The sequence below is a fragment of the Arthrobacter sp. CP30 genome, assembly GCF_053470025.1.
Genome location: NZ_JBQEMM010000004.1, coordinates 220,952 through 247,657, shown reverse-complemented (window position 1 = coordinate 247,657; position 26,706 = coordinate 220,952). Strand labels below are relative to the sequence as shown.

Annotated in this window: 22 protein-coding genes; 10 read left to right on the top strand and 12 right to left on the bottom strand. The window is 71.1% G+C overall.

What is annotated here, in order from left to right; genetic code table 11:
• Positions 1-35 precede the first annotated feature (35 nt).
• Positions 36-1,907, top strand: coding sequence for an AMP-dependent synthetase/ligase (locus ACTIMO_RS07980; RefSeq protein ID WP_448182054.1), 1,872 nt, complete (start codon positions 36-38; stop codon positions 1,905-1,907).
• A 106-nt stretch (positions 1,908-2,013) separates the two neighbouring features.
• Here ACTIMO_RS07980 and ACTIMO_RS07975 read toward each other — a convergent pair whose 3' ends face one another.
• Positions 2,014-3,534: a TIGR01906 family membrane protein gene (locus ACTIMO_RS07975; protein WP_448182053.1), complete on the bottom strand. Its 1,521-nt coding sequence runs from the start codon at positions 3,532-3,534 to the stop codon at positions 2,014-2,016.
• 110 nt (positions 3,535-3,644) lie between these two features.
• Positions 3,645-4,637, bottom strand: a complete 993-nt coding sequence (locus tag ACTIMO_RS07970) for a stage II sporulation protein M (protein WP_055770238.1) — start codon at positions 4,635-4,637, stop codon at positions 3,645-3,647.
• Between the two features lie 127 nt (positions 4,638-4,764).
• Here ACTIMO_RS07970 and ACTIMO_RS07965 point away from each other — a divergent pair, with 127 nt between their 5' ends.
• The gene (locus ACTIMO_RS07965) at positions 4,765-5,604 is read left to right on the top strand and encodes an RDD family protein (RefSeq protein WP_448182052.1); all 840 of its coding nucleotides are present in this window, start codon (positions 4,765-4,767) and stop codon (positions 5,602-5,604) included.
• Here ACTIMO_RS07965 and ACTIMO_RS07960 read toward each other — a convergent pair.
• The 4 genes from ACTIMO_RS07960 to ACTIMO_RS07945 form a co-directional block, all read right to left on the bottom strand.
• The gene (locus tag ACTIMO_RS07960) at positions 5,601-6,938 is read right to left on the bottom strand and encodes an Ig-like domain-containing protein (protein ID WP_448182051.1); all 1,338 of its coding nucleotides are present in this window, start codon (positions 6,936-6,938) and stop codon (positions 5,601-5,603) included. The genes ACTIMO_RS07965 and ACTIMO_RS07960 overlap by 4 nt on opposite strands.
• 159 nt (positions 6,939-7,097) lie before the next feature.
• On the bottom strand, positions 7,098-8,597 hold the full coding sequence (ahcY, locus tag ACTIMO_RS07955; protein ID WP_448182050.1) for an adenosylhomocysteinase: 1,500 nt from the start codon (positions 8,595-8,597) through the stop codon (positions 7,098-7,100).
• 67 nt (positions 8,598-8,664) lie between these two features.
• Positions 8,665-8,856, bottom strand: a complete 192-nt coding sequence (locus ACTIMO_RS07950) for a hypothetical protein (protein ID WP_055770227.1) — start codon at positions 8,854-8,856, stop codon at positions 8,665-8,667.
• Positions 8,857-8,961: 105 nt separating this feature from the next.
• Entirely contained in the window at positions 8,962-9,345 is a 384-nt protein-coding gene (locus ACTIMO_RS07945; protein ID WP_055770817.1) for a DUF3499 domain-containing protein, read from the bottom strand.
• A gap of 110 nt (positions 9,346-9,455) precedes the next feature.
• Between ACTIMO_RS07945 and ACTIMO_RS07940 the strand changes: the two genes are divergently transcribed.
• Positions 9,456-9,950 (top strand): metallopeptidase family protein, encoded by a 495-nt coding sequence (locus ACTIMO_RS07940; RefSeq protein ID WP_055770225.1) that lies wholly within the window; start codon positions 9,456-9,458, stop codon positions 9,948-9,950.
• 96 nt (positions 9,951-10,046) lie between these two features.
• On the opposite strand, the gene ACTIMO_RS07935 is transcribed toward ACTIMO_RS07940, so the two are convergent.
• From ACTIMO_RS07935 to ACTIMO_RS07925, 3 genes are all read right to left on the bottom strand, one after another.
• Positions 10,047-11,831: a DUF5719 family protein gene (locus ACTIMO_RS07935; RefSeq protein WP_448182049.1), complete on the bottom strand. Its 1,785-nt coding sequence runs from the start codon at positions 11,829-11,831 to the stop codon at positions 10,047-10,049.
• A 260-nt stretch (positions 11,832-12,091) separates the two neighbouring features.
• Positions 12,092-15,577: a glycosyltransferase family 2 protein gene (locus ACTIMO_RS07930; protein WP_448182107.1), complete on the bottom strand. Its 3,486-nt coding sequence runs from the start codon at positions 15,575-15,577 to the stop codon at positions 12,092-12,094.
• Positions 15,577-16,170, bottom strand: a complete 594-nt coding sequence (locus tag ACTIMO_RS07925; protein WP_082471426.1) for a WhiB family transcriptional regulator — start codon at positions 16,168-16,170, stop codon at positions 15,577-15,579. The genes ACTIMO_RS07930 and ACTIMO_RS07925 overlap by 1 nt, the downstream gene beginning before the upstream one ends.
• A 265-nt stretch (positions 16,171-16,435) precedes the next feature.
• Between ACTIMO_RS07925 and ACTIMO_RS07920 the strand changes: the two genes are divergently transcribed.
• Positions 16,436-17,209 (top strand): TIGR03089 family protein, encoded by a 774-nt coding sequence (locus tag ACTIMO_RS07920; protein ID WP_055770222.1) that lies wholly within the window; start codon positions 16,436-16,438, stop codon positions 17,207-17,209.
• Here the strand turns inward: ACTIMO_RS07920 and ACTIMO_RS07915 are convergent.
• A complete protein-coding gene (locus tag ACTIMO_RS07915) occupies positions 17,184-17,738 on the bottom strand; it encodes a GtrA family protein (RefSeq protein ID WP_448182048.1) in 555 nt (184 codons plus the stop codon). The two genes, ACTIMO_RS07920 and ACTIMO_RS07915, sit on opposite strands and share 26 nt — an antisense overlap.
• A gap of 307 nt (positions 17,739-18,045) precedes the next feature.
• Between ACTIMO_RS07915 and ACTIMO_RS07910 the strand changes: the two genes are divergently transcribed.
• From ACTIMO_RS07910 to manA, 4 genes are all read left to right on the top strand, one after another.
• Positions 18,046-19,224: a 5-(carboxyamino)imidazole ribonucleotide synthase gene (locus tag ACTIMO_RS07910; protein ID WP_448182047.1), complete on the top strand. Its 1,179-nt coding sequence runs from the start codon at positions 18,046-18,048 to the stop codon at positions 19,222-19,224.
• 41 nt (positions 19,225-19,265) lie between these two features.
• The gene (purE, locus tag ACTIMO_RS07905) at positions 19,266-19,769 is read left to right on the top strand and encodes a 5-(carboxyamino)imidazole ribonucleotide mutase (RefSeq protein ID WP_055770805.1); all 504 of its coding nucleotides are present in this window, start codon (positions 19,266-19,268) and stop codon (positions 19,767-19,769) included.
• Positions 19,766-21,349, top strand: a complete 1,584-nt coding sequence (locus ACTIMO_RS07900) for an LCP family protein (protein WP_448182046.1) — start codon at positions 19,766-19,768, stop codon at positions 21,347-21,349. The genes purE and ACTIMO_RS07900 overlap by 4 nt, the downstream gene beginning before the upstream one ends.
• Before the next feature lie 134 nt (positions 21,350-21,483).
• On the top strand, positions 21,484-22,845 hold the full coding sequence (gene manA / locus ACTIMO_RS07895; protein ID WP_448182045.1) for a mannose-6-phosphate isomerase, class I: 1,362 nt from the start codon (positions 21,484-21,486) through the stop codon (positions 22,843-22,845).
• 147 nt (positions 22,846-22,992) lie between these two features.
• Here manA and ACTIMO_RS07890 read toward each other — a convergent pair whose 3' ends face one another.
• On the bottom strand, positions 22,993-24,033 hold the full coding sequence (locus ACTIMO_RS07890) for a lipid II:glycine glycyltransferase FemX (RefSeq protein WP_448182044.1): 1,041 nt from the start codon (positions 24,031-24,033) through the stop codon (positions 22,993-22,995).
• Positions 24,034-24,088: 55 nt separating this feature from the next.
• Positions 24,089-25,141: a class II fructose-bisphosphatase gene (gene glpX, locus ACTIMO_RS07885; protein WP_055770177.1), complete on the bottom strand. Its 1,053-nt coding sequence runs from the start codon at positions 25,139-25,141 to the stop codon at positions 24,089-24,091.
• Positions 25,142-25,294: 153 nt separating this feature from the next.
• Here glpX and ACTIMO_RS07880 point away from each other — a divergent pair, with 153 nt between their 5' ends.
• Positions 25,295-26,035 carry a DUF4245 domain-containing protein gene (locus ACTIMO_RS07880; protein WP_448182043.1) on the top strand — a complete coding sequence of 247 codons (741 nt, stop codon included), beginning with the start codon at positions 25,295-25,297 and terminating at the stop codon, positions 26,033-26,035.
• Between the two features lie 37 nt (positions 26,036-26,072).
• On the top strand, positions 26,073-26,687 hold the full coding sequence (locus tag ACTIMO_RS07875; protein ID WP_448182042.1) for a carbonic anhydrase: 615 nt from the start codon (positions 26,073-26,075) through the stop codon (positions 26,685-26,687).
• The last annotated feature ends 19 nt before the right edge of the window (positions 26,688-26,706 follow it).

The window sequence follows — 26,706 nt, the reverse complement described above, 5'->3', positions numbered from 1 at the left end:
CCCTCCCCTTGCCTGCGGAACGAAAGCGAGCCCTGGTGCGCGAAGCCATCACCGACCTCCTGGTCGACCTCCCCCCGACCGGCAACGTGACGGACCTGCTCCTGCGGACGCACGACGCCGATCCGCAGCGCCCGCTCTACGCACGGCGGACCGGTGGTACGTGGACGGACGTCTCCGCCGCGTCCTTCCTCCAGCAGGTCGCCGCGGTGGCGAAGGGCCTGATCGCGCACGGCGTCCAGCCGGGTGACGCCGTCGCCGTCATGTCGAGGACGCGGTACGAGTGGACGCTCGCCGATGTCGCCATCTGGTTCGCGGGAGCCGTCACGGTCCCCGTGTACGAGACGTCGTCAGCGCATCAGGTGGCCTGGATCCTCGAGGACGCCCGGCCCGCCGTCGTGCTCGTGGAGGACCGGGCCAAGGCGGAGGTCGTCCTCGACGCCGCGGCGCGCAGCGGCCGCACGGAGACGACGGCCGTCGTCCGGCTGACCCTGGGCGCCGTCGATCCGGGCGAAGGCGACGGCGACGCGCAGGTCGATCCTGCCACCCCGACGCTCGGCACCCTGATGGCGGACGGTGCGTCGGTTGCCGACGGACGGCTCGAGGACGCCCGCTCCTCGCGGGGTCTGGCCGATGCCGCGTCGATCGTCTACACCTCCGGGACCACCGGACGGCCCAAGGGCTGCGTCATCACGCACGGCAACTTCGCCCTCTTCGCCGTCAACACCCTCGAGTTCCTGCCGGAGTTCCTCAAGCAGGAGAACGCCCGGACGCTCATGTTCCTGCCGCTCGCGCACGTGCTGGCCCGTGCCGTCCAGGTGGTCTGCTTCACCGGCGGTATCACGCTGGCCCATTCCGGGTCGGCCGCCCAGCTGCTCGAGGACCTGACGACGTTCAGGCCGACGTTCCTCCTCGCCGTCCCCCGCATCTTCGAGAAGATCCACGCGATCGCTGCCCAGCGGGCCGAGGAGTCCGGCAAGGGCCGGCTCTTCGCTGCGGCCGAGCGCACCGCCGTCGCCTACTCACGCGCCCTCGATGCGCGCGGTCGGGGCGGTCGCGGTCCCTCCCCCCTCCTGCGCGGCTCCCACGCGCTGTTCGACCGCATCCTCTACCCGCGGCTTCGCGCCGTGTTCGGTGGCGAGGTCACCTACACCGTGTCGGGGGCGAGCCCGCTCAGCGAGCACCTGGCACACTTCTTCCGCGGCGCGGGCATCATGATCCAGGAGGGCTACGGACTGACGGAGAGCACGGCGCCGTGCACCGTGAACACGGTGGCGCTCACGCGCGTCGGGTCCGTCGGCATCCCGATGCCCGGCACGAGCGTCCGGCTCGACGACGACGGCGAGGTGCAGGTGCGGGGCGCGGGGATCTTCGCCGGCTACTTCCGGAACGACGAGGCGACGGCGGAGGCCTTCACCGAGGACGGCTACTTCCGTACCGGTGATCTCGGATCGCTCGACGAGGACGGCTTCCTCACCATCACGGGCCGGAAGAAGGACCTCCTGGTGACCGCCGGCGGCAAGAACGTGGCACCCGGTCCGCTGGAGGAGAGGCTCCGGGAGCACCAGCTGGTCGCACAGGCCGTGGTGGTGGGAGAGGGCAGACCCTTCATCGGAGCGCTCGTCAGCCTCGATCGGGATGCACTGGACAGCTGGGCCGCGGGCCGCGGCAGAAAGGGACTGACCGTCGAGGAAGCCGCACGGGACGCCGAGGTGCGCTCGGAACTGCAGACCGCCGTCGACGCCGCGAATGCGACGGTGTCACGTGCCGAGCAGATCCGGCGGTTCACGGTCCTGGCGGCGGAGTTCACCGTCGAGTCGGGCCACCTGACACCGACGCTGAAACTGAAGCGGGCCGCCGTCGTCGCCGACCACGCAGCAGCACTCGACGAGCTCTACGCGAAGCGCTGACCCCCCTTTCGGGGCCCGCGGCCCCGAAAGGAGGGGTCCGCCCTGTCCACGGCGGAGTCCGGCCGGGTCCGGCACGCGGCGTGCCACGTCCGGCGAGGACGACGGGTCAGGACTTCTCCAGCGCCTCGCGGTACCTGGCCTGGGCGGAGTCCTGGGCGAGCATCGAGCGATCACGGCGCGCCTTCGTCGGCCACGTCGCCACGAGCGTGAGGATCGTCGCCGCGAGGACGAGGACCGCGATGGTCACGGCCGAATCGGTCCAGAACTGTTCGGGGAACAGGCGGATGAGCGTGTCGTCGACCCGGAACGTCCACGTCCCGTCAGCGAAGAACAGGGCGTGCACCTGGGTGAAGAACGTCTGCCATCCGATGACCGCCAGCACCGTGAGCGCGACGATCCCGACCAGCGTCAGGACCGCCCCCGAGAACAGCGCTCGCCTGATGCCGCCCTTGTACCGTCGGGCGAGATACACGCACGCGATCACGGCCAGGACGAACATCACCAGCGCGATGAAGAAGGACAGCCCGAGGACCCCCTTCACATCGGCCATGTGCCCGACCTCCGACTCGAGGAACAGCGGTTCCCCCTCGGGCGTCACGAGCCCGCCGAGGTAGCGGGGCGGCGCGAAGTTCAGGACGTAGTCCAGCGCGTAGGAGCCGTACGTCATCCGATCGTCGAGCGAGAACCCGAACTGGTCGGCGGGGAACCCCGGCCGGTTGTACTCGAGCCACAGGAAGGACGACGTCGCGACGGCGCGGACGGCGGCAGCGACGACGATGACGGGGAAGAACAGGGCGACGACGACCTGCAGGAAGCGCGGGAGGGCCGGCTTCGCCGAGACGGCCTGGTCCCGGACCGCGGCCCGGCGGGCGACGTCCTCGTCCGGTGGCCGGACCGACAGCGCACCGGTGTCGGTCGTGGGCTCGACCCTGGATCGGGGCCGCTCCCGACCGGCCGGCGAGTCGTCCGGCGAGTTGTCCGGCGAATCGTCCGGTGCAGGCTGTGCCGCAGCCGTCGATGCACGGCCCGTGTCGGACGAGCCGCTCACGGTCCGACCTGCAGCAGACGACCCGGCGACCGGGGACCCGGTCGCAGGCGACCCGGTTGCGGGCGACCCCGCGGCCGTCGATGCACCGGCGATGGACCCTGCCGCCGCCCCTGCAGCGGTCGGAGCGACGCCGGTCCCGCCGGCCGTGTGGCGGTCGTCAGCCGGCGGCCCCTCCCGTGGGGCGTCGCCCGACGACGTTCCCTCGCCGGCAGGATCGACGGTCGGAGTGACGGCTGTCGACGGGGACGCGTCCATGGCCGACGCATCAGCCGGAACGGGGATACCGGACGCCCGCTCGCGTTCCGCCTCCCCGTCGTGGCTGCCCGGGACGTCGGGCATGGTCGACGCCCTCCGCATGGGCAGGGTGTGACGCTGGGCGATCCCGCCGGAGTGGGACACCGATGCATCGGTGGGGCCGGAACGCGGACCGGTGGACGAGGCATCGTCGGCACCGGGACCGGCGCTGCGGTCATCGCCGGCCGCGGACGAGGCCTCGTCGGTGCCGAGACCCGCCCCGGCGTCGTCGTGGTCCGGTCGCCGCTCGCCGGCCGCTGCTCGGGTACTCTCGGTCTCTGCCACTGCGCTGTCTCCTCGTTCGATGCCCGCCGGCACTCGGTCGGCGTCATCCGACCATACCGGGCATGCCCGCGCGCGGCCCGGAGACTCCCCGGCACTCCACTGCGGTGGGATCAGGCGGTGATGACGGCGTCTCCCCGGTCGACGACGCCGAGGTCTCCGCGGTGCCCGGCCGCGACGGCCCGTCGTCCCAGGATCAGCGTGTACGCCCAGTAGGCGGCGAAGACGAGGAACCCGATGCCGAGGCGGAGCCAGGCAGGCAGGGGGCTCGGTGTCACGAAACCTTCGACGAGGCCCGAGACGAGGAGCACGAGCACCAGCCCGAGCGCCACCGTGATCAGGGCGCGCCCCTCCTCGGCCAGGGCGGCGGAGCGGGGCCGACGGCCGGGTGCCACCCACGCCCAGAAGATCCGGAGGCCCGCGGCGGCGGCGATGAAGACGGCCGTGAGCTCCATGAAGCCGTGCGGCAGGATGTAGACGAAGAAGACGTCGAGCCGATCGTAGGAGGCCATCATGCCCGCGGCCAGACCGATGCCCTGGGCGTTCTGGTACAGGATGAAGGCAGGCCAGATCCCCGTGACGCCGAAGGCCACGGCCTGCAGGGCGATCCAGGCGTTGTTGGTCCAGACCAGCCCGGCGAACGAGGCCGCCGGGTTCTCGGAGTAGTAGTTGACGAAGTCCTCCTCGACGAACTGTCGGAGGTCCTCGTCCGTCCCGAGCGCGGGGATGACGCCCGGCGTGTTCACCACCCAGGCGGCGTAGAGCCACGTGACGGCGATGAAGATCACGCCCACCGCGGCGGTGAGCCAGCGGATGCGGTAGAAGGCAGCAGGCAGGGAGATGACGAAGAACTGCGCCACGTCCTCCATGACGTTCGAGCGGGCACCCGTGAAGCGGGTCCTGGCCCGCGAGAGCCGGGTCGAGAGCGCACCGGACAGCGCACTCTCCGGATCGACGGACCGGATGATCGACAGGTGCGTCGACACGCGCTGGTAGAGCACCAGCAACTCGTCCGACTCGGCCCCGTCGAGCCGCCGGCGACGCACGAGGTCGTCCAGGCGTTGCCAGTCGCTGCGGTGCACGGCGATGAATGCGTCAACGTCCATGCGCCCACCCTATAGCCCGCGGACGCGCGGGCCAGGGGGTCGCCGGCGAGGGCACGGTGGCGCCGTCGGCGGCGCCGCTAGGCTGGGTGCACACGCCGCGTCCGCGGCCGGTGATCAGGGGGTAGTCATGAGTTCGGTCGTCACCGGGGAGGCCGTCGTCCTCGAACTGAAGCCGGCAGGATTCGCGGCGCGGGGACTGAGCGTGCTCATCGACATCATCGCCCAGTTCGTCGTCGCGATCCTCCTGGTCCTCCTGGTGGGCAACGTCTTCGGGGGTGTGCTCGACGAGGCGCTGACCACGGCCCTGCTGCTCGTCCTCGTGGTCATGCTCCTCGTCGTCGTGCCGGTGACCGTGGAGACCCTGACGCGCGGCAAGTCGCTGGGTCGGCTGGTGATGGGGCTGCGGATCGTGCGCGACGACGGCGGGGCCATCCGCTTCCGGCACGCGTTCATCCGGGGCATGCTGGCGATCCTTGAGATCTACATGCTGGGTGGCTCGCTCGCGTTCCTCGTCTCGCTGTTCAACGAGCGCTCGAAGCGGATCGGTGACCTCCTGGCCGGGACCTACGCCATGCGGGAGCGGGTTGTCGCGAGGCCACGTGCCCTGGCGGTCACGCCGCCGCGGTTGCAGGAGTGGTCGGCGACCGCGGACATCGGGCGGCTGCCCGATGCCCTCGCCCGCCGGATGTCGCAGTTCCTCTCCCAGGCGCCCAAACTGACCCCGCAGGCGCGGCACACCCTCGCACTCGACCTGGCAGCCGAGGCGAGCCACCACGTCTCCCCGGCACCGCCGTCGGACACGCACCCGGAGGAGTTCGTGCACGCCGTGATCGCGGCGCGTCGGGACCGGGACTACGCCTCGATGCTGCGCCAGCGCGAGCGGGCGGAGGCGACAGCGAGAAGGCTCCACACGCTGCCGTTCGGCGAGCGCGCGGAGCCTTCCGGCAGGACCGTGGACGGGTCCTAGGGCTGGTTGACCCACTCATTCCACGGGACGTTCCAGTCGCCGAACCCGTCCCACACGTACATGGGTCCGTAGTCGGTGTTCAGGATCTGCACCACGTCGCCCGGGCCGAAGGTGTTGTAGAAGTACTCGGCGCCCTCGGGCGACATGCCGATGCAGCCGTGTGAGACGTTGATGCTGCCGAGCGCCACCTGCGCGGCGGGGAGCGCTTCGTGCACGAAGGCACCGCCCAGGCTGAGCCTGCTGGCGTGGTTCACCACCGTCGGCGGGTAGTAGGCGGGATCGCCCGGCTTCAACCCGATCGACTCGGCCGTGAACCTCGTCGACTCGTAGTGTTCCATGACCACCATGTAGCCCTCGGTGGACGGCCAGTCCTCGGTGCCGAGCGTCACGGGGAAGGTGCGGTCCAGCGTCCCGTCGAGGTAGACGTTCATGGTCTTCGTGGCGTTGTCGACGACGGCGAGCCGCGTGTTGTGGGTCTTCACCGTCATGGCGGTGTCACCGTTGCCGATCATGCCGTTGCCGAGGTCGACACCGAAGAGGTTCGCGGTGACCGTGATGGTGCTGTTCGGGGCCCAGAAGGTCTCCGGCCGGTAGCGGACCTTGGTGTCGGAGATCCAGTAGAAGGCGCCCGGCTGGCCGCTCGTACTCGTCACGGTGATGGCCTTCTCCACCTCGGCCCGGTTCACGACGGGCTCGCTGAACGTGAATTCGAGCGGCTGGCCGGTGCCGACGGTGCTGCCGTCACGCGGGAACATCGCGGCATCCGCTTCATTGGCGGGTTCGACGGTCACGAAGGACGAGGTCTGCCGTTGGGACCGGCCGGCGGAGTCGCGGACCGTGTAGGAGAACACGTACTCGGTGTTGAAGGCGAGGCGCTCGGTCGCCGTCCAGGAGCCGCCCTCCGCGGAGATCTCGCCGGCGACAGCGGTTCCGCCCGCTCGCGGGACGAGCTCGACCGCCTCCAGGGTGCCACCCGTGACGGTGATCGCGGCGACGGTGGCCGGATTCACGGAGTAGGCCTGATCGGTCGGGGTGAGACCGACGATGAGCTGCGCGGCGTCCGGTGCCGGGGCTGCTGTGGTCACCGAAGGGTCGGCGGGCTTCGGCGAGGTGCCGGCCGTGGGATCGGCACCGGCTCCGGCCGAGGTGGGCGATGTCGACGAAGGTGCTGACGAGGGGCCGGACGAGGACGACGGCGTCCCGTCGTCCCAGGGCGACGCCGTGGCGATGCCCACGCCACCGCCGATCACCACGACCGCGGCAGCGCCGATCGCCGCGACCTTCCAGCCCTTACGGCGTGCCGCATCCCTGCCGGACTCCTGTTTCATGCGCATGCGTGTGCCCCTCACCGTAGCTGCCCCCAGCGATTTTACGCGACGGCCGCTGCCGGGTTCCGCAGGTACCGGCCCGTTTCCGACAACGATTCGGCCGCTGCCAGAGCCCTCGGACTCCGGCGGCTGCCGACCCGTCGATACGCCGGACGGATCCGGCGATCAGTAGCGGTACTGCTCCGGCTTGTACGGCCCGGCGGCATCGATGTCGAGGTACTCGGCCTGGCCCTTGGTGAGTTCCGTCAGCTCGACCCCGAGTGCGTCGAGGTGGAGCCTGGCGACCTTCTCGTCGAGGATCTTCGGCAGGACGTACACCTCGTTCTCGTACTCGCGCTTGCCCTCGGCGTCATCCTGCTCGAACTTCGTGTACAGCTCGATCTGCGCGATGGTCTGGTTGGCGAAGGAGTTGCTCATGACGAACGAGGGGTGGCCGGTCGCGTTGCCGAGGTTCAGCAGCCGACCCTCCGAGAGCATGATGATCGAGTGCTGCTCGACACCCTCGGCCTCGTTCGCCGGGATGACCCACTCGTGCACCTGGGGCTTGATCTCGATCTTCTCGACCCCGGAGATGCGGGCGAGCCCGGCGATGTCGATCTCGTTGTCGAAGTGGCCGATGTTCCCGACGATCGCCTGGTGCTTCATGCCCGCCATGTGGCGCGCCATGATGACGTCCTTGTTGCCCGTGGTGGTGATGAAGATGTCGCCCTGGTCGAGGACCTTCTCGAGCGTGGTCACCTGGTAGCCGTCCATCGCCGCCTGCAGTGCGCAGATCGGGTCGATCTCCGTGACGATGACGCGGGCGCCCTGGCCACGCAGCGCCTCGGCTGCGCCCTTGCCCACGTCACCGTAGCCGCAGACGACGGCGACCTTGCCACCGATGAGCACGTCCGTCGCCCGGTTCAGCCCGTCGGGGAGCGAGTGGCGGATGCCGTACTTGTTGTCGAACTTCGACTTCGTCACGGAGTCGTTGACGTTGATGGCCGGGAACAGGAGCTTGCCCTGGGCCGCGAGCTGGTACAGGCGGTGCACGCCCGTCGTCGTCTCCTCGGTCACGCCCTTGATGCCGGCGGCGATCGTCGTCCACTTGTGCGGCTCCGACTCGAAGGTCGAGCGGACGGTGTCGAGGAAGACGGTGTACTCGTGGGAGTAGTCGGCGTCGCCCTCCTGCGGGTTGGCCGGAACCGCCCCGAGTGCCTCGAACTCCGCGCCCTTGTGCACCAGCATGGTCGCGTCCCCGCCGTCGTCGAGGATCATATTGGGGCCGAGTCCCTGCGCCTGGCCGGGCCAGGTGAGGATCTGCGTGGCGGTCCACCAGTAGTCCTCGAGGGTCTCGTTCTTCCAGGCGAACACGGGGACGCCGGCGGGCTCGTCCGCGGTGCCCGTTCCGACGACGACGGCTGCGGCGGCCTCGTCCTGCGTCGAGAAGATGTTGCACGAGGCCCAGCGGACCTCGGCACCGAGGGAGGTCAGCGTCTCGATGAGGACGGCGGTCTGCACGGTCATGTGCAGCGAACCAGCGATCCGCGCGCCGGCGAGGGGCTGCGCGTCGGCGAACTCCTCGCGGAGGGCCATCAGGCCCGGCATCTCGTGTTCCGCCAGGCGGATCTGGTGGCGCCCCGCCTCGGCGAGCGAGAGGTCGGCAACTTTGAAGTCGAACGTCATGGTCTGCGGTTCCTAGCTGTGGTTCGGAGTGTGCGGGGCCGTGCTGCTCACGGGGATGCTTCCGTCGTCAGGAGCGGGCGGCACCGTCCAGTAGTTCGGCGCGGAGAAGCACCGGGATGCCTTCGTCGAGCCCGTAGGTAGGGGTCTCGCCGTCGGGCCCCGGCGAAGCCGACCTGAGCACGTCACCGTCCTGGATGAGCTTCGCGCCCGTCACGGGACACCGGAGGACGTCGAGCAGCCGTGCTGGGAGATGCGCCATGGTTCAGCTTTCGCTCGGGGATGGAGACACTCCGTCGATTCTACCGCGGGGCCTTCCGACGGCCTCAATCGACGGACTCCTTGTCCGACGACCGCGGGACCTGCCTCAGGGCTCCCGGAGGATCCTGAGGTGGCCGCGGCGGGGACCGGCGCCCGCGGGCGGTTCCATCGGGGCCCTGCTGCCCCGCTGCTGGGGTACGGCCGGCTCGGCGGTTGGCTCCGCCGCGGCTTCGCGGACGGCGTCCGCGAGCGCCAGCAGATCGTCCGAATTGTGCTCGGGCACGGCATCGGGAAGGGTCAGTCGGACGACCTCCCATCCGCGCGGGACGGTCAGTCGTTCAGCGTGGATGGCGCAGAGGTCGTACGTGTGCGGCTCGGCGTAGGTGGCCAGCGGGCCGAGGACGGCGGTGGAGTCACCGTAGACATAGGTCAGAGTGGCAACCGCCGACCGCTGGCAGGCTGATCTGGAGCATTGACGGAGTGATCCCACGATCGGCAAGCCTACCGGCCTGCGAGATCATCGGCCGCCACCGGCGCACCCGCCCGGTGTCCGCCGACCGATGGAGTGCGGGCCCGTGATCGAAGGCTTAGAGTCTTTACATGCAGGATGAGCCCACTTTTTCGGTCAATCTGACCGATCCGTCGTCCGCCGAGGGACGTCCCGCGAGGTCCTTCTACGAACGCCGCCGTAACCGGCGGGGCCGTGGGATGCGCGGGACGCTGCTCCCGCCCCACCTCCCGGGATCACGCTCCCGGTCCGAGCAGTTCGACGACTGGGTGATGGAGTCCGCGCAGCGACTCGAGCGGCTGTGGGGCGAGCGTATCCACGACCTCCAGATCGTGGTGCAGGAGATCCCGGACGGCCTCGAGGAGATGACCGCCGACGAGCTGAAGGACCTGCTCGGCTCGTGCACCCCGGCCGCTCCCGGCCGGCCCGCCGTCATCACCATCTACCGGCACCCGGTCCTCATGGCTGCCAAGTCGCTCATGCCGGTCAACGAGCTGGTGCACGATGTCGTGGTGGAGCAGACCGCGGAACTCATGGGTCTCTCTCCCGAAGCCGTGGACCCGGCCTACGGGCGCTCGCAGGCCTGAGTCCACCGGCGCCCGGCTACCGCTTCCGCCGGCACGCGGGTCCCCCGCCGCACCCGGAGGGCGTCACCAGGACCGCTTCCGTGCGCGATCACCCGGTCAGTAGCCCAGCTCCACGGGAATGCTCAGCGGTCCGCTGGCACTGGGTGCGACGCTCGCGACCGAGAGCCCTGCAACGGCGCCCCGCGTCGTCATGACCTGCGCGCCGTACACCGGATCGCCCGTCGCGTTGATCACCACTCCCGCCGCCGTCGCGCCGAGCGCGGACGAGGGCACCGTGATCGAGGTACCCCCGGCGATGCCGATGACGATCGGCTGACCGAGCGCGCCGTCGGCCGAGACGGGCGTCAGCGTCACCTCTCCCCTGCCCGTCGGTGCCCCCAGCACCAGAGCGGTGTCGACCCCTTCGGCCAGGGCCACGGCATGGTCGCTACCGAGCCGTACGGCCGAGCGCGCTCCCGCGAAGTCGACCGCGTCGCCGTCGTCGATGCCGCGCGTGACCCTCGCACCGGCGACGATGGAGACGTCCGCGGTCACCGCGATCGTGTAGTTGCCCTCCGGCAACGCGGCGAGCTCAACCGTGGTCACGGAGCCGGCAGCGGCGGTCGCGACACCGCCGTCGGGCAGGGGCACCTCCCCGTCCGGGCCGTACACCTTGATGTCGAGCACCGCGTCGCTCGACCCCGGGACGAGCACCTGGAGCTCAGGGGCGGCGGTCGCGTAGCCCTCCTGCTCGCGGATGCGCCGGGCCGTGTCCGGATCCTGGACGACGACGCCGGGTACCACCTGCGTGACCCCGGCGGTGGCGGTCGGTGACAGCAGTTCGATACCGCCGGGCGTGAGTCCGCGGAGCACGCTCTGCTGGATGATGCCGGCGATGCGTCCGCCGTCGCTGCGGACGCGCAGTGCAACATGGTCCTGGTTGCCGGCGAGTCCCGCGAGCACGACCTGCCGTGTCTCGCCGGGGGCGACGAGCTGGCCGCGCAGGCCGGCCGCATCGATGGGGCCCTCCCGTCCGAACAGCTCGAGAGTCACCGTCGCGGGGGTGACCGTCGGGTTGGTGAGGGTGAGCACGGAGGTCTCCCCCACCGTCGTCGACGCCCCCATGAGCCAGAAATCGTTCGACGGCACCTGGCACGCGGTGGCTGCGAGGCCGCGCAGGTCGCCGTCCTTCGCCGAGTAGGTGGTGGTCGCCGCCGCGACGGGCGTGAGCCCACCCTGGGGCTGGGCCCGGAGGACCGACGGTGCGTCGACCGCCACCGCGCCCACCGTCCCAGCGATCCGGGTCGTGAGTCCGTCCTCACCGCTGCTGGCGGGCGCGTCGCCCACCTGCGAGGACTCCGACGCGAACGGCTGGATGAGCGCGAGCGGCTCCTCACCGCCCACCGGCACCAGTCCGCTTCCGGTCACGGTGGCACTCAGGTCGCTGAGCACCAGGCCCGACGCCGTGGTCTTCGCGGTCGAGGACGCCGGACTGAACTGCGGATCGCCGCCGTCCACCGTCGCCTCGAGGAGACGGGGCGGCGCCGGGCAGACGGCCGAGTAGTCGCCCGCGGGCACCGCAGCGGCCGGGACGGCCAGGGTCTGCGCCGAGGGACGCGGGAGCACGTCTCCCACGGCGCCGGACGCGATGCCAGCCGTCGCGGCCAGCAGGACGACGCCGGTCGCGGCACCTGCAGCGACCCCGAGTCGGGCCCGGCGACCGGCGGCGGTGCCGGTTCCTGCCGCCCTGTCCCGGGCGACGGCGCGCGCGGCCACCGCGGAGTCGACCGGTGGGGAGGGGGTTCCAACGGTCCGGGGCTCGACGACGGGGAGCTCCGGAGCATCGGGGGCGTCAGGGTCACGGTCGGCGACGGGCTCGACGGCGTCATCAACGCGCCCCACGGGCCCGGCGACGGGCTCGGCGACGGGCTCGGCGACGGGTTCGACGGCGGACGCGACACGGTCAGGGGAGGTGGCTGCAGGATCAGTGGCAGTGCCGTTTACCGCCGCACCAGACGACGGGATCGTCGACGCGGCCGTCGCCCCGGTGCCCGCTGGCGGGCGGTCCGCTGCTGAATCCTCGGTCCTTCCGCCAGGAGCCTGCGCATCACTTCCCGAGCGAGCGTCGCCTGTCGGCGCGGCCTGCCTCTTGCGTCCCCACATCACACGGACCCACTTCCACTGGCCACCGGCTGGACCCTGTCGTCATCGCGTCCCGCACCGTCGCCGTCGGGTTGGCCGTCGGATGTCCGGGCGTCACGGTCCGCGGGTCGGGATCCGGGGCGTCCGTCCACCGGTGGGCGGGCGGAATTCCTCCGGGCGCCGCGCGCGCTCCGGGTCTTCGTCACCGGTTGCCTCGTCGGGAGCGGGATCGCAAGGAGCAGCGTCAGGCCGATCACGACGGCCTGGACGGCTTCGGACCACGGCTGGTACGGGCTCGCGTAGGTCACCCGGAGGTCCCCGCCCTCGGCCGGCAGCGCGAAGGACTGGCGCCAGCCATCGGACGAGCGCTCCAACGGTCGACCGTCGAGCGTCGCCTGCCACCCCGGATCGGCCTCCTCCGCGATGGCGAGCGTCCTGCCCGCGGGCCCGGGATCGATGACGCCTTCTGCCTGGAGCGGGCCGGAGGGTACCGCGGCAAGGGTGAGTCCGTCGGCGTCGAGCACCCGGACACGGGCCGTGCTGCCGCCGGCATCCTCGGTCCCGTCCTCGAGCGTGGCGGGCGTGACACGCCACAGCCGGCCGGAATCCGTGTCCCCCACGGCCGTGAGGCCGGGCACGGAGTCGATCCGGGCACTCAGGAAATCTCCTGCGGTGTCGGACTGCTGGAGGACCACGAAGCCGACTCCCAGGTCCCGCAGGTCGTTCCGGGGATCCGCGCCGGTGGCGCCGACGATCATGGCGACGCTCGTGCGGAGGATCCGTGCCGACGCGCTGTCCTCGCGCACGGTGACGGGGCCGCCACCCTGCAGGTCCCTCGCGGCGTACAGCGGGTTGAGCGCGTCCAGGGTCGTCCCGGCACCACGCATCAGCGAGGCGCCCACCGTGTCGTCGTCGTCGACCGTGATGACCAGCGTGCGCGTCCGGTCGGCCCCGGTCCCGCGGTCCGAGGCAGTGGCGGGCAGCGGACGTTCGGCTGCGGATTCGAGGCCGAGCGCGGTGCCGAAGGCGGTGGTGCCCGGCCCGGGCAGCGGCGCCGCCTCGGTGGGGCTGCCCGGGATGACGACGGGTTCGACGACGCCGGCGGGTGGACCCGCGAGCTCCGGGGCGAGCCACAGCCCGAGGCTGAGTGCGGGCCCGACAGCGAGGGCGAGCCCTCCCGCGACAGCAGCGAGGCGGCGGCGTCGTGCAGACTCCTGGCGCGGAGGAACGACGTCGTCCGGCCGCCCGGGCAGGCCCGACAGGGCCGCAGCGAGCAGGCACAGGACCAGGACGGAGGTCAGCGGTCCGGGGAAGATCCCGATCAGGCTGGTCGCACCGGCGGCCACGGGCAGGGCGGACGAGGCCACCGCGAGCGCGAAGGCCAGCACCGCGAGGACCCAGAACCACCGGACCGCCGTGCCGCGTCCCCCCGGGAGGAAGAGGGCGGCCGCGGCCAGGAGCACCACCGGTGCACCGATCAGGACAGCCGCGACGAGGGCCCAGGGACCCTGCCCGAGGAGATCCGCTCCGGCGAGCGGCAGCATCGGGTCGAAGTCCACGGGGAACCCGAGGAGCTGCTGCCAGGGCGCTGCCGCCTCGAAGGGCGTGGGGACGCCGGGATCTCCGAGCAGCCCCCGGGGATCACCGATCGCCGACAGCACGTAGGGCAGATGCAGCGCGACCATCGGGAGCAGCGCCCACCAGAGCGTGCGGGTCCGTCGCCGTCCGATCAGCAGCGCACAGGCCAGTCCGACGGCCACGAAAGGAATCAGTGAAGGGGCGGACGCCGTCGCGAGCGCCAGGAGCAGACCGGTCGCCGCCCCGGCGGTCCAGCTGCGGACCCCGCCGGTCCCGGGCGCGGAGACACCCTCCGGAACAGGACGCGACCCCAGCGCGGCGCCGACGGCCCGGACCGCCCCGAGGAGCGCCAGGGGCAGCAGGATGTGCGCGATGAGCGCACCGAGGCGGCCACTGCCGAGCGCCACCTGCAGGGTCGGCGCGGCGCCCCAGAGCAGCGCCGCCCACAGCCGGAGCCCTCGTGACCTCGTGAGCCCGCCGGCGGCGAACCAGGCGGAGAGGCCCGCGAGCGGCAAGGCGCACACGACCAGGACCACCACGGCAGTGTTGGCCGAACCGAGCGCGAGCAGGGACAGCAGCCACAGCACGAACGCGAACGGGGACGCGTGGGCAGCCATGCCGGTGCCGAGGACCGTCCACCACGACGTCGCACTGTCCCAGACGGCACCCGGTGTCGCCGCGACGGGGAGCAGGGCGCCGCCGGCCAGCGCCGGGGCACCGATCAGGCTGTGCAGGCCCACGAACGCCGTGACGAGCAGCAGCACCACGGCGGCCACCGCTCCCAGGCCCACCCAGGGCCTCGCAGGGGCCGCGAGGGCGGCGAAGTCGTCATTGCTGTCGCCCGACGGGACGTACTCTTCCAGGTGCTGGGGCGCCTGCTGACCGCCGGCGGCACCGCGCGACGTGAAGGCGTCCAGAACCGATCTCCGATGGGACCAGACGTCGCGACGCGCAGTGATCAGGGGCCTGACGATGGAACGGGGCCGACGCCGCGTGCGGGCCACGGAGCGCCTCGAACGGAACAGGAGGACGGGCCGCGAGACGCCGGCGAGGCTGCCCAGCAGCTGCCCTGCTCCATGCGCCGGGTCCTTGGCCAGAAGGCCGAGCAGGAATCGTCCCACGCCGCCGAGTACGGCGCCGGCGGCGAGGAAGGGAACGGCCCAGAACGGTGCGTGCTTGAGCCTGAGGTACACCTCGGCCGAGCGTGCGGCGTGCGGCGTCGAGACGGGATGGGGCCTCGCGACCCCGTGGCGGACTGTGGCGGAGGGCACCACGACGACGCGGTGACCGGCGAGGCGGTTCCGCCAGCAGAGGTCGACGTCGTCGCCCACGCCGTGGAGTGCGGGATCGAAGCCGCCGAGCTCGTCCCAGACGTCGCGGCGGACCAGCATGCCGGCGGAGTTCACCGCGAAGACATCGCTGCGGGCGTCGTACTGGCCCTGGTCATGCTCGTCCACGTCGATCAGGGTCAGGCGCTCCGCCCATCTGCTGATGGACAGTCCGACGTCGACCAGCTCGCGTCGATCGTCCCAGGCGACCTGCTTCGCCCCCGCCACCGTCACGGACGGCGCGCGCTCGACGGCGAGCAGCATCTCGGCGAGGGCATCCGGTTCCGGGGCCGCGTCGTCGTGCAGCAGCCAGAGCCAGTCGTCATCGGCTTCCACACCGGACGGGCGGGAGGGGATCTCGGCGACCGCCGAGCGGACGGCCGTGCCGAAGCCCGCTCGCGCCGGGGCGCCGACCACGGGGCTCCCGACCGGCAGGTCGAGCTGCAGGATCGAGGCGGAGCGGTCCGTTGATCCGGCGTCGACGCCGACGCAGAAGTCGGCCGGGCGGCTTTGGCGTTCAAGTGCCTCCAGGGTCTCCGGAAGGTACTCGGCACCGTTGTGGGCTACGACAACGGCGGTGACGCGGAGGTTGTGCCGGATCAGACCGCTCGCTTCCGCAACCTGCGGCGCTCGCGCTCCGAGAGACCGCCCCAGATGCCGAAGCGCTCGTCGTTCTCCAGGGCATACTCCAGGCACTCGGACTTCACCATGCAGGACCCGCAGACCTTCTTGGCGTCACGCGTGGAGCCGCCCTTCTCGGGGAAGAACGCCTCGGGATCGGTCTGCGCGCACAGTGAGTCTGCCTGCCACGACAGCTCGCCGTCGTCGTCGACGTTGCCCGGCGCGAGGGGAAGCCCGATCCAGGTGGGGCGGGCTGCCGGTGCGGCCGACGGCGTGGCGTCCTCGCGGACGCCCGGAAGGACAGGAGAGGTGGCGGGACCCGGGGTCGGCAGGACGAGCAGGCTGCTGGGACCCTCCTCGATGTCCGGGAGGTCGGCGAGCGCCTCGTGGGCGGCGAGGAAGGCGGTGGCCTGGTCCTCCAGCGTGGACAGCGAGCCCGCCCGGTAGCGATCGCCGGCGAGCGGATCTGCGGGATCGAGGAACCAGTCGGCAGGAACACCCCTGGAGCCGTAGCGGGCAGAAGCCTGCGCTGCGATGTCTGGTCGTTCCTGTGTGCGTTCTGCCTGCCCCATGGTCAGCCTTCCCGGTGTTGCCGTTCCAACATCAAGCATGGGTCGACCCTCGCGCCCCGCTGCTGGAACAAATCCGATGTCTAATTACACGGGTGTAAGTCGATGCACGTCAAGCGACGGGGGTGATCTTATAGAGTCGGATCCGGAGAATCACGGGCGCCACGCCGACCCGACTACCTGTTCTGGCGGGCGCGTCGGACGAACGGTCCGGCCCCTCCCTGCGCCGGCCCGCCGCCGTCGACCGACCCTTCCGAAAGAGGCTCTCATGCCACGCACACCCGCCGACGTCCTGACCAGGATGCGGTCCATCAGCACCTCGTCACCCCGGCTCGTCTGGCACGGTACCGACGGCCGGATCGAGCTGTCCGGCCGTGTCTTCGACAACTGGGTGGCCAAGAGCGCCAACCTGCTGGTGGACGAGCTCGATGCCACCGCGTCCACCAGGATTGCGCTCGACCTCCCGCCCCACTGGAAGACGCTGGCGCTGGCCTTTGCGTGCTGGCAGGTCGGGGCGGTCGTCGTCCTCGGTGCCGAGGAGGCGCGCGACGGCGGTCCGGCGACAGGCAGTGGCCCGGACGATGCGGACATCGTCATGACCTCGCGTGAACGCTCGCCGCTCGATCCGCCGAGGCTGCTGGCCTGCGTCGCGCTGGGATCACTCGCCCTGCGCTGGGACGGACCGCTCCCCCGCGGAGCGGTCGACTACGCCGCGGAGGTCCGCTCCCACGGGGACGTCTTCTTCGGGGATCCGATGTCCTCGCAGGATGACGACGCCGTCGATCCCGTCCTGGTCGTCCACGCGGGGAGGGCGATCACGGCTCCGGAACTGCTGGCGCCGGCCGGCATCCCTACCGCGGACCGGTCGGCGGGCCCGGCCACGGTGCTCCTCGAAGCCGGCACCGATCCGCTGCGGTCCCTCGCCGTCGCCCTCGCGGTGTGGCAGGAGGAAGGGACTCTCGTGCTGGTGGAGGAAGGCGTCCCCGTCACCGACCGCATGCTCGCCGGCGAGCGGGTCACTGACCGGCTGGGGCCTTCCTGACCGGGCGGTGATCGCCCTGCCGGGTCGCCTCCGGGGTGGATGGGGCAGGTGCGGCGTGCGGGTGCAGGATCTCCTTGTCGTGGCTGAACTCGGGTTCCTCGTCGAGTTCGACGTTGAAGACCCAGAAGCGGTAGGCGACGAAGCGCACGAGCGTTGCGAGGACCGTGCCGGCGATGCCGACGACGAAGATGGTCCTGGTGTCCGACACCGAGAAGCCGTACTTCGCGATCGCCACGCAGCCGGCGGCGATGCCCATACCGATGACATTGATGAAGACGAACATGACGAGCTCACGCGCCGCATTCGGCTGACGCCGCCGACGGAAGGTCCAGTACCGGTTGGCCACCCACGCGAAGATCGTCGCGACGCCGGCCGAGACGAAGCGTGCCTTGACCTCGCTGCCGCTCATCGGCCCGTGGATCAGATACCAGTACAGGCCGTTGTCGATGACGAAGGCCACACCTCCGACGGCGCCGAACTTCGCCACCTCGCGCCAGAAGAGGGACGCGAGGCCCCTGATCCTGTCCATGATTCCTGCCACTGCTTACCTCCGCGGTCTGGGGACGAACACCGTGCACCGCCGGAAGCGTGCTGCTCCTGCGCTCCCCTGGATCGATCGACATGGGGGTCGGCTGGGCTGACCGCCCGGCTGACCCTTGCATGGCGTGTTTCGGACCATTTTACGGGCATCATGACATCGCCGCGTCAGGAATCGGCCGGACACCGGCTGGGAGCTCACCGGGAGCCGCCCCGCCCCCGCCCGCACTGCCGCCCTCCGACAGTGCATGCGCCGGACGCCCGATGAAGGCGTCCGAAGACTGCGTGGGTACCCTGTGATGGTGACTTTTCCCGTGATCGGCGTGGTGGGCGGCGGCCAACTCGCTCGCATGATGTCAGGCCCCGCCACAGAACTCGGCCTCGAACTCCGTGTCCTCGCGGAAGGACCGGACGTCTCCGCCGTCGCCGCCGTGGCGCGTGCGGAGATCGGCGACTACCGGGATCCTGATGCCCTCCGCTCCTTCGCCGCCGGGGTGGACGTCGTGACCTTCGACCACGAACACGTCCCGGGCGAGCTCCTCGAGGAGCTCGCCCGGGAGGGTGTGGTGATCCATCCGTCGCCTGCCGCGCTCCTGCACGCGCAGGACAAGCTCGTGATGCGCCGGGCGGTCGAGGAGCTCGGGCTGCCGAACCCGCGCTGGCGTGCGGTGACGGGAACTGCGGAGCTTGCGGCGTTCGCCGCCGAGTCCGGCTGGCCCGTGGTCCTCAAGACCCCACGGGGCGGTTACGACGGCAAGGGCGTGCTGGTCCTCCGCGACGAGGAAGCCCTGACGGCGGCGGAGCCGTGGTTCACGGGCGGGGAACTGCTCGTCGAGCAGTTCGTCCCCTTCAGCCGCGAACTGTCCGTCCTCGTGGCCCGCCGACCCTCCGGCGAGGCCGTGACCTGGCCCGTCGTCGAGTCCATCCAGGTGGACAGCGTGTGCGACGAGGTGCTCGCCCCGGCGCCGCACCTCCCCCAGGGCATCGCGGACGCCGTCACCAGGGCGGCACTCCAGCTCGCGGAACAGCTGGGGGTCACCGGGGTGATGGCGGTCGAGCTGTTCGAGACGCCTGGTACGGACCCCGGTTTCCTGGTCAACGAGCTCGCCATGCGTCCGCACAACTCGGGCCACTGGACCATGGACGGCTCCCTGACCGGCCAGTTCGAGCAGCACCTCCGCGCCGTCCTCGACCTCCCCCTCGGATCGACCGATCCGGTGGCGGAGCACACCGTCATGAAGAACGTCCTGGGCGGGGAGAACACGGACATCTACGCCGCCTACGCCTCGGCACTCTCCTCAGGACCATCCGCTAAAGTGCACTTCTATGGCAAGGGCGTCCGTCCGAGCCGCAAGATCGGCCACGTGAACGCGCTGGCGAGCCCGGGGGAACCGCTCGCCTCCGTCCGTCAGAGGGCCACGACGGTCGCCGCGATCCTCCGCGACGGCACGGCGCCGCCCTCGACCCACCAGGATTGACCGAAGGGAACGCAGTGACGAACGCCCAGGTAGGACTCGTGATGGGCTCGGACTCGGACTGGCCGGTCATGGAGGCCGCAGCGGCCGCCCTCGCCGAGTTCGGCATCCCCTACGAGGCAGACGTCGTATCCGCGCACCGCATGCCCACGGCCATGATCGAGTACGGGCGGACCGCCCACGAGCGCGGCCTGCGCGTCATCATCGCGGGCGCCGGCGGCGCGGCACACCTCCCCGGGATGCTCGCCTCCGTGACTCCCCTGCCCGTGATCGGCGTCCCCGTCCCGCTGCGGTACCTCGACGGCATGGACTCACTGCTCTCGATCGTGCAGATGCCGGCAGGGGTCCCCGTGGCGACGGTATCCATCGGGGGGGCCCGCAATGCGGGCCTCCTCGCCGTCCGCATGCTCGCGGCCGGGACCGACGCCGAGGCGCGTATGCTCCGTGACCGCCTCGTCAATTTCGCGGACGCCCTGCGCGTGAGTGCGGAGGAGAAGGGCGCCGCGCTCAGGACCCGGATCGCCGGCTCGACGGCGGAGGGCGCATGATCGCCGGGACGCGGGTCGAGGGCTCCCCCGGCACGGGGACGAGGGGGCTCACCGACCCGGTGCGGTACCCGCAGTCCGCGCCACCGGCCGTCCGCACCAAGCGGGCGTTCGTCCTGCTCGTCATGACCCTCGTCCTGCCGGGCTCGGCACAGATCGTCGCCGGTGACCGGCGGCTCGGACGCCGCTCCCTGAGGACCACCTTCGCGGCCTGGGCACTCCTCGTCCTCGGACTGGTGCTCGCGGTGACGGACCGGACCCTCGTCGTCGGGATCGTGACCCACCGCTGGTGGTCCCTCGTCCTCATCGTCGTCCTGCTCGGCATCGCCCTGGGCTGGGCGCTCGTGTTCGTCAACACGCTGCGGCTGATCCGCCTGCCCCTGCTCGAGCGCGGGGTCCGTCCGCTGGTCGCCGCCACCCTGGCGCTCCTGATGCTGCTGACCAGCGGCTCACTCCTCTACGGCGCCTATGTCCTCACCGTCGGCCGGTCGACAGTGGGCTCCATCTTCCAGTCCGGGCCGGCCTTCGACCCGGTGGACGGCCGGTACAACTTCCTGCTGATGGGCGGGGACGCCGGGGAGGACCGGACGGGGCGCAGACCCGACAGCATCTCCGTGATCAGCGTCGACGCCGAGAGCGGATCGACCGTCACCTTCAGCATCCCGCGCAACTTCCAGAACGCCCCGTTCTCCGCCGACTCCCCCCTGTGGGACGTCTACCCGGACGGGTACAACTGCGGTGACCCCTGCATCATCAACAGCCTCTACACCGAGGTGGCGCAGAACTACACGGACCTCTACCCCGACGCGGCGGACCCCGGGGCCGAGGCCATGATGGACGCCGCGAGCGGCGTGCTGGGCATCGACCTCCAGGCGTACCTCCTGGTCGACATGGGCGGCTTCGAGCAACTCGTCGACGCGATGGGCGGCATCCGGATCGATGCCGGCGGGTGGGTCCCGATCACCGCGGGCGAGATCCCCGGCACCGATCCGATCCGCCACTACCCACCGGACGGCTGGATCAAGCCGGGTGTGCAGACGCTCGACGGCTACCACGCGCTCTGGTACGCGCGGTCGCGGGAGTTCGTGACGGACTACGACCGCATCGCCCGCCAGCAGTGCGTCCAGCAGGCCATGATCGCGCAGCTCGACCCCGCGACCGTCCTGACGCGGTTCCAGTCGATCGCCGCCGCAGGGACGCAGATCGTCGAGACCGACATCCCCCAGGACCAGCTGGCGAGCTTCGTGGACCTCGGACTCAAAGCACAGGGCCAGGAGACGAGGCGCCTCACCATAGGCCCGCCCGACTTCGGCACCCCCGCGGAGAACTTCGTGACCTACCCCGACGTCGACGCCATCCACAGCCGCGTGCAGGACATGTTCGCGCAGGGGGCCGACTCCGCGGCCATGGCGCCACTCCCCCTGGAACGGGCCGTCGTCGTCTCCCGGGTACCCGCTCAGGTGCCCGCGCAGAGCACCGACGACGGCATCACCGAGGAGTATCTGCAGGAACTCGCGACGATCGGCGACGACCTCACGCTGGGCGAGCTGCTCTCGGACAACGGGCAGTGTTCCCCGGCATGACGGCCGCCCACCGCGGCATGCCCTTTCCGAGCGGCTGACCACCCGCCGCAGCCCGCAGCCCGCAGCCAGCTCAGCCGTCGTCGCCGAGACGCCGCACGACGCCGCCCGACCCACCAGCCGAAGGACCCCCGACGATGCACCTCCTCGACAACACCCTCCGGCCCTACGCCTGGGGCTCGGAGCGGGCCATCGCGGATCTGCTCGGCCGTGAGCCGTCGGGCGGCCCCGAGGCAGAACTGTGGATCGGCGCGCATCCCGACTCCCCTTCGGCCGTCGTCGGCGCGGACGGCTCGCGCCGCGGCCTCGACCACCTCATCGGCGAGGATCCCCGTGCACTGCTGGGCGACGACGTGGCGGACCGGTACGACGGCAGGCTGCCCTTCCTGCTCAAGGTGCTCGCCGCCGGCTCCGCGCTGTCGCTGCAGGTCCATCCGAGCCTCGAGCAGGCAGGCGCAGGGTTCGACGCCGAGGAGGCCGCCGGGATCCCCTCCGACGCGCCCCACCGCAACTACCGCGACCGCAACCACAAGCCGGAGATGATCTACGCACTCTCGCCGTTCGAGGCGCTCTGCGGGTTCCGGCCCCTGCCCGAGTCCGTCGGGATCTTCACCGTGCTCGCCGCCGCCGTCGCGCCGGGCTCACGCTCGCACGACCTCCTCGACGCCGTCTCGGCGCTCCTCGCCACGGGCGGCGAGACGTCGCTCCGCTCGGCGTTCACCACACTCCTCGAAGCGCCCGCGGAGATCGTCTGGGACGTCGCCGCTGCATCCGCCCGCCGGGCGGCCGGCACCGGATCCCCTGCGGAACCTGCAGGCGCGGTGGACCGCGACCTCGCGACGATCGCAGAGCTCGCGGAGCAGTACCCCGGTGATCCGGGCGTGCTCGTCGCCCTGCTGCTCAACCGCGTCTCCCTCCATCCGGGCGAGGCCCTCTACCTCCCGGCAGGGAACATCCACGCCTATCTCAGCGGCCTGGGGATCGAGGTCATGGCGTCGTCGGACAACGTCCTGCGCGGCGGGCTCACCCCCAAGCACGTGGACACCGGCGAGCTCCTCGCCACCGTGGTCTTCGAACCGCTCGCGCCGCCGTCGCTCGTGGCCGAGTTCACGCTGCTCGATCAGGAGCTGTACCGCCCGCCGTTCGACGAGTTCCAGCTCCAGCGGATCCTCCTGACCGATCCCTCGGCAGGTCCGGGAGGACGCTCGGCCGACGGCGCCGATGACGGCTCCGCCACCAGCGCGCTGCCGGCGGGCGAGAGCCTCACCCCCGCGCACGTCCCGGTCGTGCAGAACGGGCCCGTGGTGGTCCTGGCGGTCAGCGGGGCCGTCCTGCTCGACACCCCGAACGCGACGCTCCTCGTGCCCCGTGGCGCCAGCGCCTTCGTTGCCGCCGGCGAGGCCCCCCTGATCGTTCGGCCGGCCGCCGACGCCCACGGGTCGACGGACGGCCCGGTCCTCGCCTTCGCCGTCACGGTCGGAGACAGCCGGGACCTGTAGGACCTGCCGGCGGCGGGCCGCGGCGCTCTACCGGGACCGGAGGCGTCAGCCACTCTCGTCGGAGCGGATCCGGCCCAGGGAGGCCTTAGGAGCGGATCCGGAGGTCGACGGATCTGGTCCATCGCCCCGGCGCGGAGGTCCCTGCTCCTAGCGCCCGGCCCGGACCTTGCGGACCGCTTCCAGCGCTCGGGACGCCTGGCGCCGCCCCACCTGCATGCCTCGCTTGGCGAGCGGCAGGGCGCGGCTGAAGACGGGGTAGAAGGGCGAGAGCGGCAGGTCCCAGGTGCCCGCGAGCTGGTTCTCGTGACCCGCCCAGCCCATCTTGAACCGCGATACGCCGTCGTTGAGCAGCCCGTTGAAGTCGTAGCGCGTCACGCCGCGGGCCTTCATCGCCTGGATGGCGAACCACTTGAGCGCATAGTTGGCGCGGAGCCGCTCCCCCTCGTCGGTCATGCCGCCGTAGAGCTCGAAGCTCGTCGTGGAGCTCGCGGAGATCCAGAGGAACGCGACGACGTCCTCGCCCCGGAACGCGGCGTAGACCGGCGAGGCGTCGCCGAGGTTGTCGAAGATGTCCAGATAGTAGGAGTCCTCGTGGATGCCGAAGCCGGCGCGCTGTGCGGTCAGCCGGTAGACGTCGAGGCAGGCACCGAGCTCGCCGCGGCCGACCCGCCGGATGTCGAGGCCCTCGCGCCCGGACTTCCGGATGTACTGCCGGTGCTTCTTGGACATCCCGGCCAGCAGCTCGTCCTCGGTGTGCGACAGGTCGAGGATCAGGGTGCGCCCGATGAGGATGGTGTTGGTGCTGCTTCTCCACCCTGCGGCGGCCAGGCCACGCATCACCTCGCTGTCGGCGTCCCAGTCCGGTTCCACGGAGAGCGCCACGGACCGGTGCGCGGCACGGACGTATCCCGCCACGGCCAGGAGCACCTCCACCCCCCGCCCCTCGGCCGTCGCTGGGCCGCGGGGGATGTACGCGAGGCTGTGCAGCGGCACGGGCAGCTTCTTCAGGACCAGCTGCGCCGCAGCGATCACCTCGCCGCCCTCGGCGACGAGCACGCGGTCCGCGCTCCACCCGTGCGCCGCCTTGGTCCGGCCCCATCCCCACAGCTGCTGCGGGTGTCCCCCGAGGCGGTCGACGGTGGCGTCCCAGAGATCGGGGTCGGAGCAGGGCGTGACGGAAAGGCTCATCCGATCAGCCTATAGCGGCGCGGCGGCGTAGTCGGCCCGGCCCGGGGGCCGCGCCTCAGTCCCTGACGCGGGCGTAGGTCTCCCACTTGTGCGCCTGGTGCTCGCCGTCCACCACGCGGATGGTCCCGGACTTCGAGCGCATGACCATCGACTGCGTCAGCACCTTGTCCTTGCTGTAGCGCACCCCGCGCAGCAGGTCGCCGTCGGTGATACCCGTGGCGGCGAAGTAACAGTTGTCACTCGTGACGAGGTCGTTGGTGGACAGCACACGGTCCAGGTCGTGGCCGGCGTCGAGCGCCTTCTGCTTCTCGTCATCGCTGGTGGGCCAGAGCCGGCCCTGGATGACGCCGCCCAGGGACTTGATGGCGCAGGCCGCGACGATGCCCTCGGGCGTGCCGCCGATCCCCATCAGGGCGTCGACGTCGGTGCCCTCCCGGGCCGCAGCGATGGCGCCGGCGACGTCGCCATCCATGATGAACTTCGTCCGCGCCCCCGCAGCGCGGATCTCCTCGACGAGGGGCTTGTGCCGGTCGCGGTCCAGGATCATGACGTTGAGCTGGCTGACCTTCTTGTTGTTCGCCTTCGCGATGAGATGCAGGTTCTGCTTGACCGGCAGGCGCAGGTCCACCATGTCGGCCGCCTCCGGACCCGTCACGAGCTTCTCCATGTAGAAGACCGCCGAGGGATCGAACATGGAGCCCCGCTCGGCCACGGCGAGGACCGCGAGCGCGTTGTTGATGCCGAGCGCCGTCAGGCGGGTGCCGTCGATCGGGTCGACGGCGACGTCGCACTCCGGCCCGCTGCCGTCCCCGACGCGTTCGCCGTTGAACAGCATCGGCGCCTCGTCCTTCTCGCCCTCGCCGATGACGACGATCCCGTTGAAGTGCACGGTCTGCAGGAGGGAGCGCATGGCGTCCACGGCGGCGCCGTCGGCCAGGTTCTTGTCGCCGAAGCCCACCCAGTGCCCACCGGCGATGGCGGCGGCCTCCGTGACGCGGACGAGTTCGAGGGCGAGGTTCCGGTCCGGCTCGTCGTCCCCGACCGCCAGGGCCGGTGACAGCGTCGAATACTGGGCATTGGTCGCGTTCTGGGACACGTCTATCCTCATCGTCGAAGGTGGCTCGGCAGCGCGCAGGCGTGCCTGTTCCGTGGTGCCATCATAGGCGGGCCCCGTGCCTCCCACCCTGTGACGGTGGATACGTGCACCTCGGGACGCGGCGGCCGGTTAGGCGGGGCGCTCCGCATCAGCGAAAATGGATCGGTGAGCACTCAGGGCGGGGAACGGGACATCACCGGGGCCGGGAACGGTCCGGTCGAGGGACAGGACGGCGCCGGCGACCGTGCGCGGCGGGCGGCCGACGAGGCGCGCCTCGAGGCGAAGCTGAACGACGACGCACCGCCCATCACCCTCACCCCGAACCAGGCCAAGCGTGCCAGCTCGTCCGCGCGCGGGATGCTGATCGCCACGGGCGCGACCATCGCCGTCGTGCTCCCCGTCTACTTCCTCAACCCGACGTACACGGCCGAGACCTACAAGCGGGACATCGATGTGAGCACGATCGCCCGCCAGGCCGCCGGGGACGCCGGTTATCTGCCGGCCTCTCCGGATCTCCCCGAGGGCTGGTCCTCCAACTACGCGCGCTGGGTCACCGGCAGGAGCGACGGCGTCGACTTCTGGGAGGTCGGCTTCCTGACGTCCGACACGGGGTTCATCCAGCTCACCCAAACGGACGATGCCAACCCGACATGGACCGCCCAGCGGATCGGCGACGCCCAGGTCTCGGGCACCCGGACCATCGGTGGACTCGATTGGGAGCTGCTCGACGCCCCCAACGGCGACAGCGTGCTGACCTCGGAGATCGACGGGTCCACCGTCATCCTCAACGGCGAGGCGTCGCTCACGGAGTTCGACACCATGGGCGAGGCCGTGATCGACGACGTGCGGCGGAATGCCGTCGAGGAGGCCGAACGGCTGTCATCTTCGGACTCGGACGGGTCCTGAGCGCACCGCCTCGACGGGCGGACAGTACAGTGGGCGCGTGACCCAGCAACTGACCCCTGCCGCCGCCTGGTCCCGCCTCCAGGCGGGCAACGACCGCTTCGTCGCCTCGGACGTCTCGCATCCCAACCAGGACGCGTCCCGCCGCACGGCCCTGGTGAACACGCAGAACCCGTTCGCGGTGATCTTCGGCTGCTCCGATTCGCGCCTCGCCGCCGAGATCATCTTCGACCTCGGTCTCGGTGACGTCTTCGTGGTGCGGACCGCGGGCCAGGTGATCGACGACGCCGTCCTCGGCTCGCTCGAGTACAGCGTGAGCGTGCTCGGCGTGCCGCTGATCGTGGTCCTGGGCCATGACAGCTGCGGCGCGGTGACGGCCACCATGCAGGCCGTCGACTCGGGAGAGATGCCCACCGGGTTCCTGCGTGACCTCGTGGAGCGGATCACACCCTCGGTGCTCACCGCGCGGCGCGACGGGGTGACGGACCTCAACGAGACGGTCATCGAGCACACGAAGCAGACCACACAGCGTCTCGTGGACAGTTCCCGGGTGATCGCCGATGCCGTGGAGCGGGGAGAGGTGGCTGTCATCGGCGTCTCCTACCGCCTCGACGAGGGCAAGGCCGTGCTCGTGTCGGGATTTGGCGCACCGTAACGCGAACGGCGAGAATTGC

Excerpts from the sequence above, each read along its gene's own strand:
- ACTIMO_RS07965 (WP_448182052.1), top strand. The coding sequence starts at position 4,765 with ATGAGTTCGGTCGTCACCGGGGAGGCCGTCGTCCTCGAACTGAAGCCG.
- ACTIMO_RS07970 (WP_055770238.1), bottom strand. The coding sequence starts at position 4,637 with ATGGACGTTGACGCATTCATCGCCGTGCACCGCAGCGACTGGCAACGC.
- ahcY (WP_448182050.1), bottom strand. The coding sequence starts at position 8,597 with ATGACGTTCGACTTCAAAGTTGCCGACCTCTCGCTCGCCGAGGCGGGG.
- ACTIMO_RS07925 (WP_082471426.1), bottom strand. The coding sequence starts at position 16,170 with ATGGGGCAGGCAGAACGCACACAGGAACGACCAGACATCGCAGCGCAG.
- glpX (WP_055770177.1), bottom strand. The coding sequence starts at position 25,141 with ATGAGGATAGACGTGTCCCAGAACGCGACCAATGCCCAGTATTCGACG.
- ACTIMO_RS07950 (WP_055770227.1), bottom strand. The coding sequence starts at position 8,856 with ATGGCGCATCTCCCAGCACGGCTGCTCGACGTCCTCCGGTGTCCCGTG.
- ACTIMO_RS07940 (WP_055770225.1), top strand. The coding sequence starts at position 9,456 with ATGCAGGATGAGCCCACTTTTTCGGTCAATCTGACCGATCCGTCGTCC.
- ACTIMO_RS07900 (WP_448182046.1), top strand. The coding sequence starts at position 19,766 with ATGATCGCCGGGACGCGGGTCGAGGGCTCCCCCGGCACGGGGACGAGG.
- ACTIMO_RS07890 (WP_448182044.1), bottom strand. The coding sequence starts at position 24,033 with ATGAGCCTTTCCGTCACGCCCTGCTCCGACCCCGATCTCTGGGACGCC.
- ACTIMO_RS07910 (WP_448182047.1), top strand. The coding sequence starts at position 18,046 with ATGGTGACTTTTCCCGTGATCGGCGTGGTGGGCGGCGGCCAACTCGCT.
- manA (WP_448182045.1), top strand. The coding sequence starts at position 21,484 with ATGCACCTCCTCGACAACACCCTCCGGCCCTACGCCTGGGGCTCGGAG.
- ACTIMO_RS07960 (WP_448182051.1), bottom strand. The coding sequence starts at position 6,938 with ATGCGCATGAAACAGGAGTCCGGCAGGGATGCGGCACGCCGTAAGGGC.
- ACTIMO_RS07920 (WP_055770222.1), top strand. The coding sequence starts at position 16,436 with ATGCCACGCACACCCGCCGACGTCCTGACCAGGATGCGGTCCATCAGC.
- purE (WP_055770805.1), top strand. The coding sequence starts at position 19,266 with ATGGGCTCGGACTCGGACTGGCCGGTCATGGAGGCCGCAGCGGCCGCC.
- ACTIMO_RS07915 (WP_448182048.1), bottom strand. The coding sequence starts at position 17,738 with ATGGACAGGATCAGGGGCCTCGCGTCCCTCTTCTGGCGCGAGGTGGCG.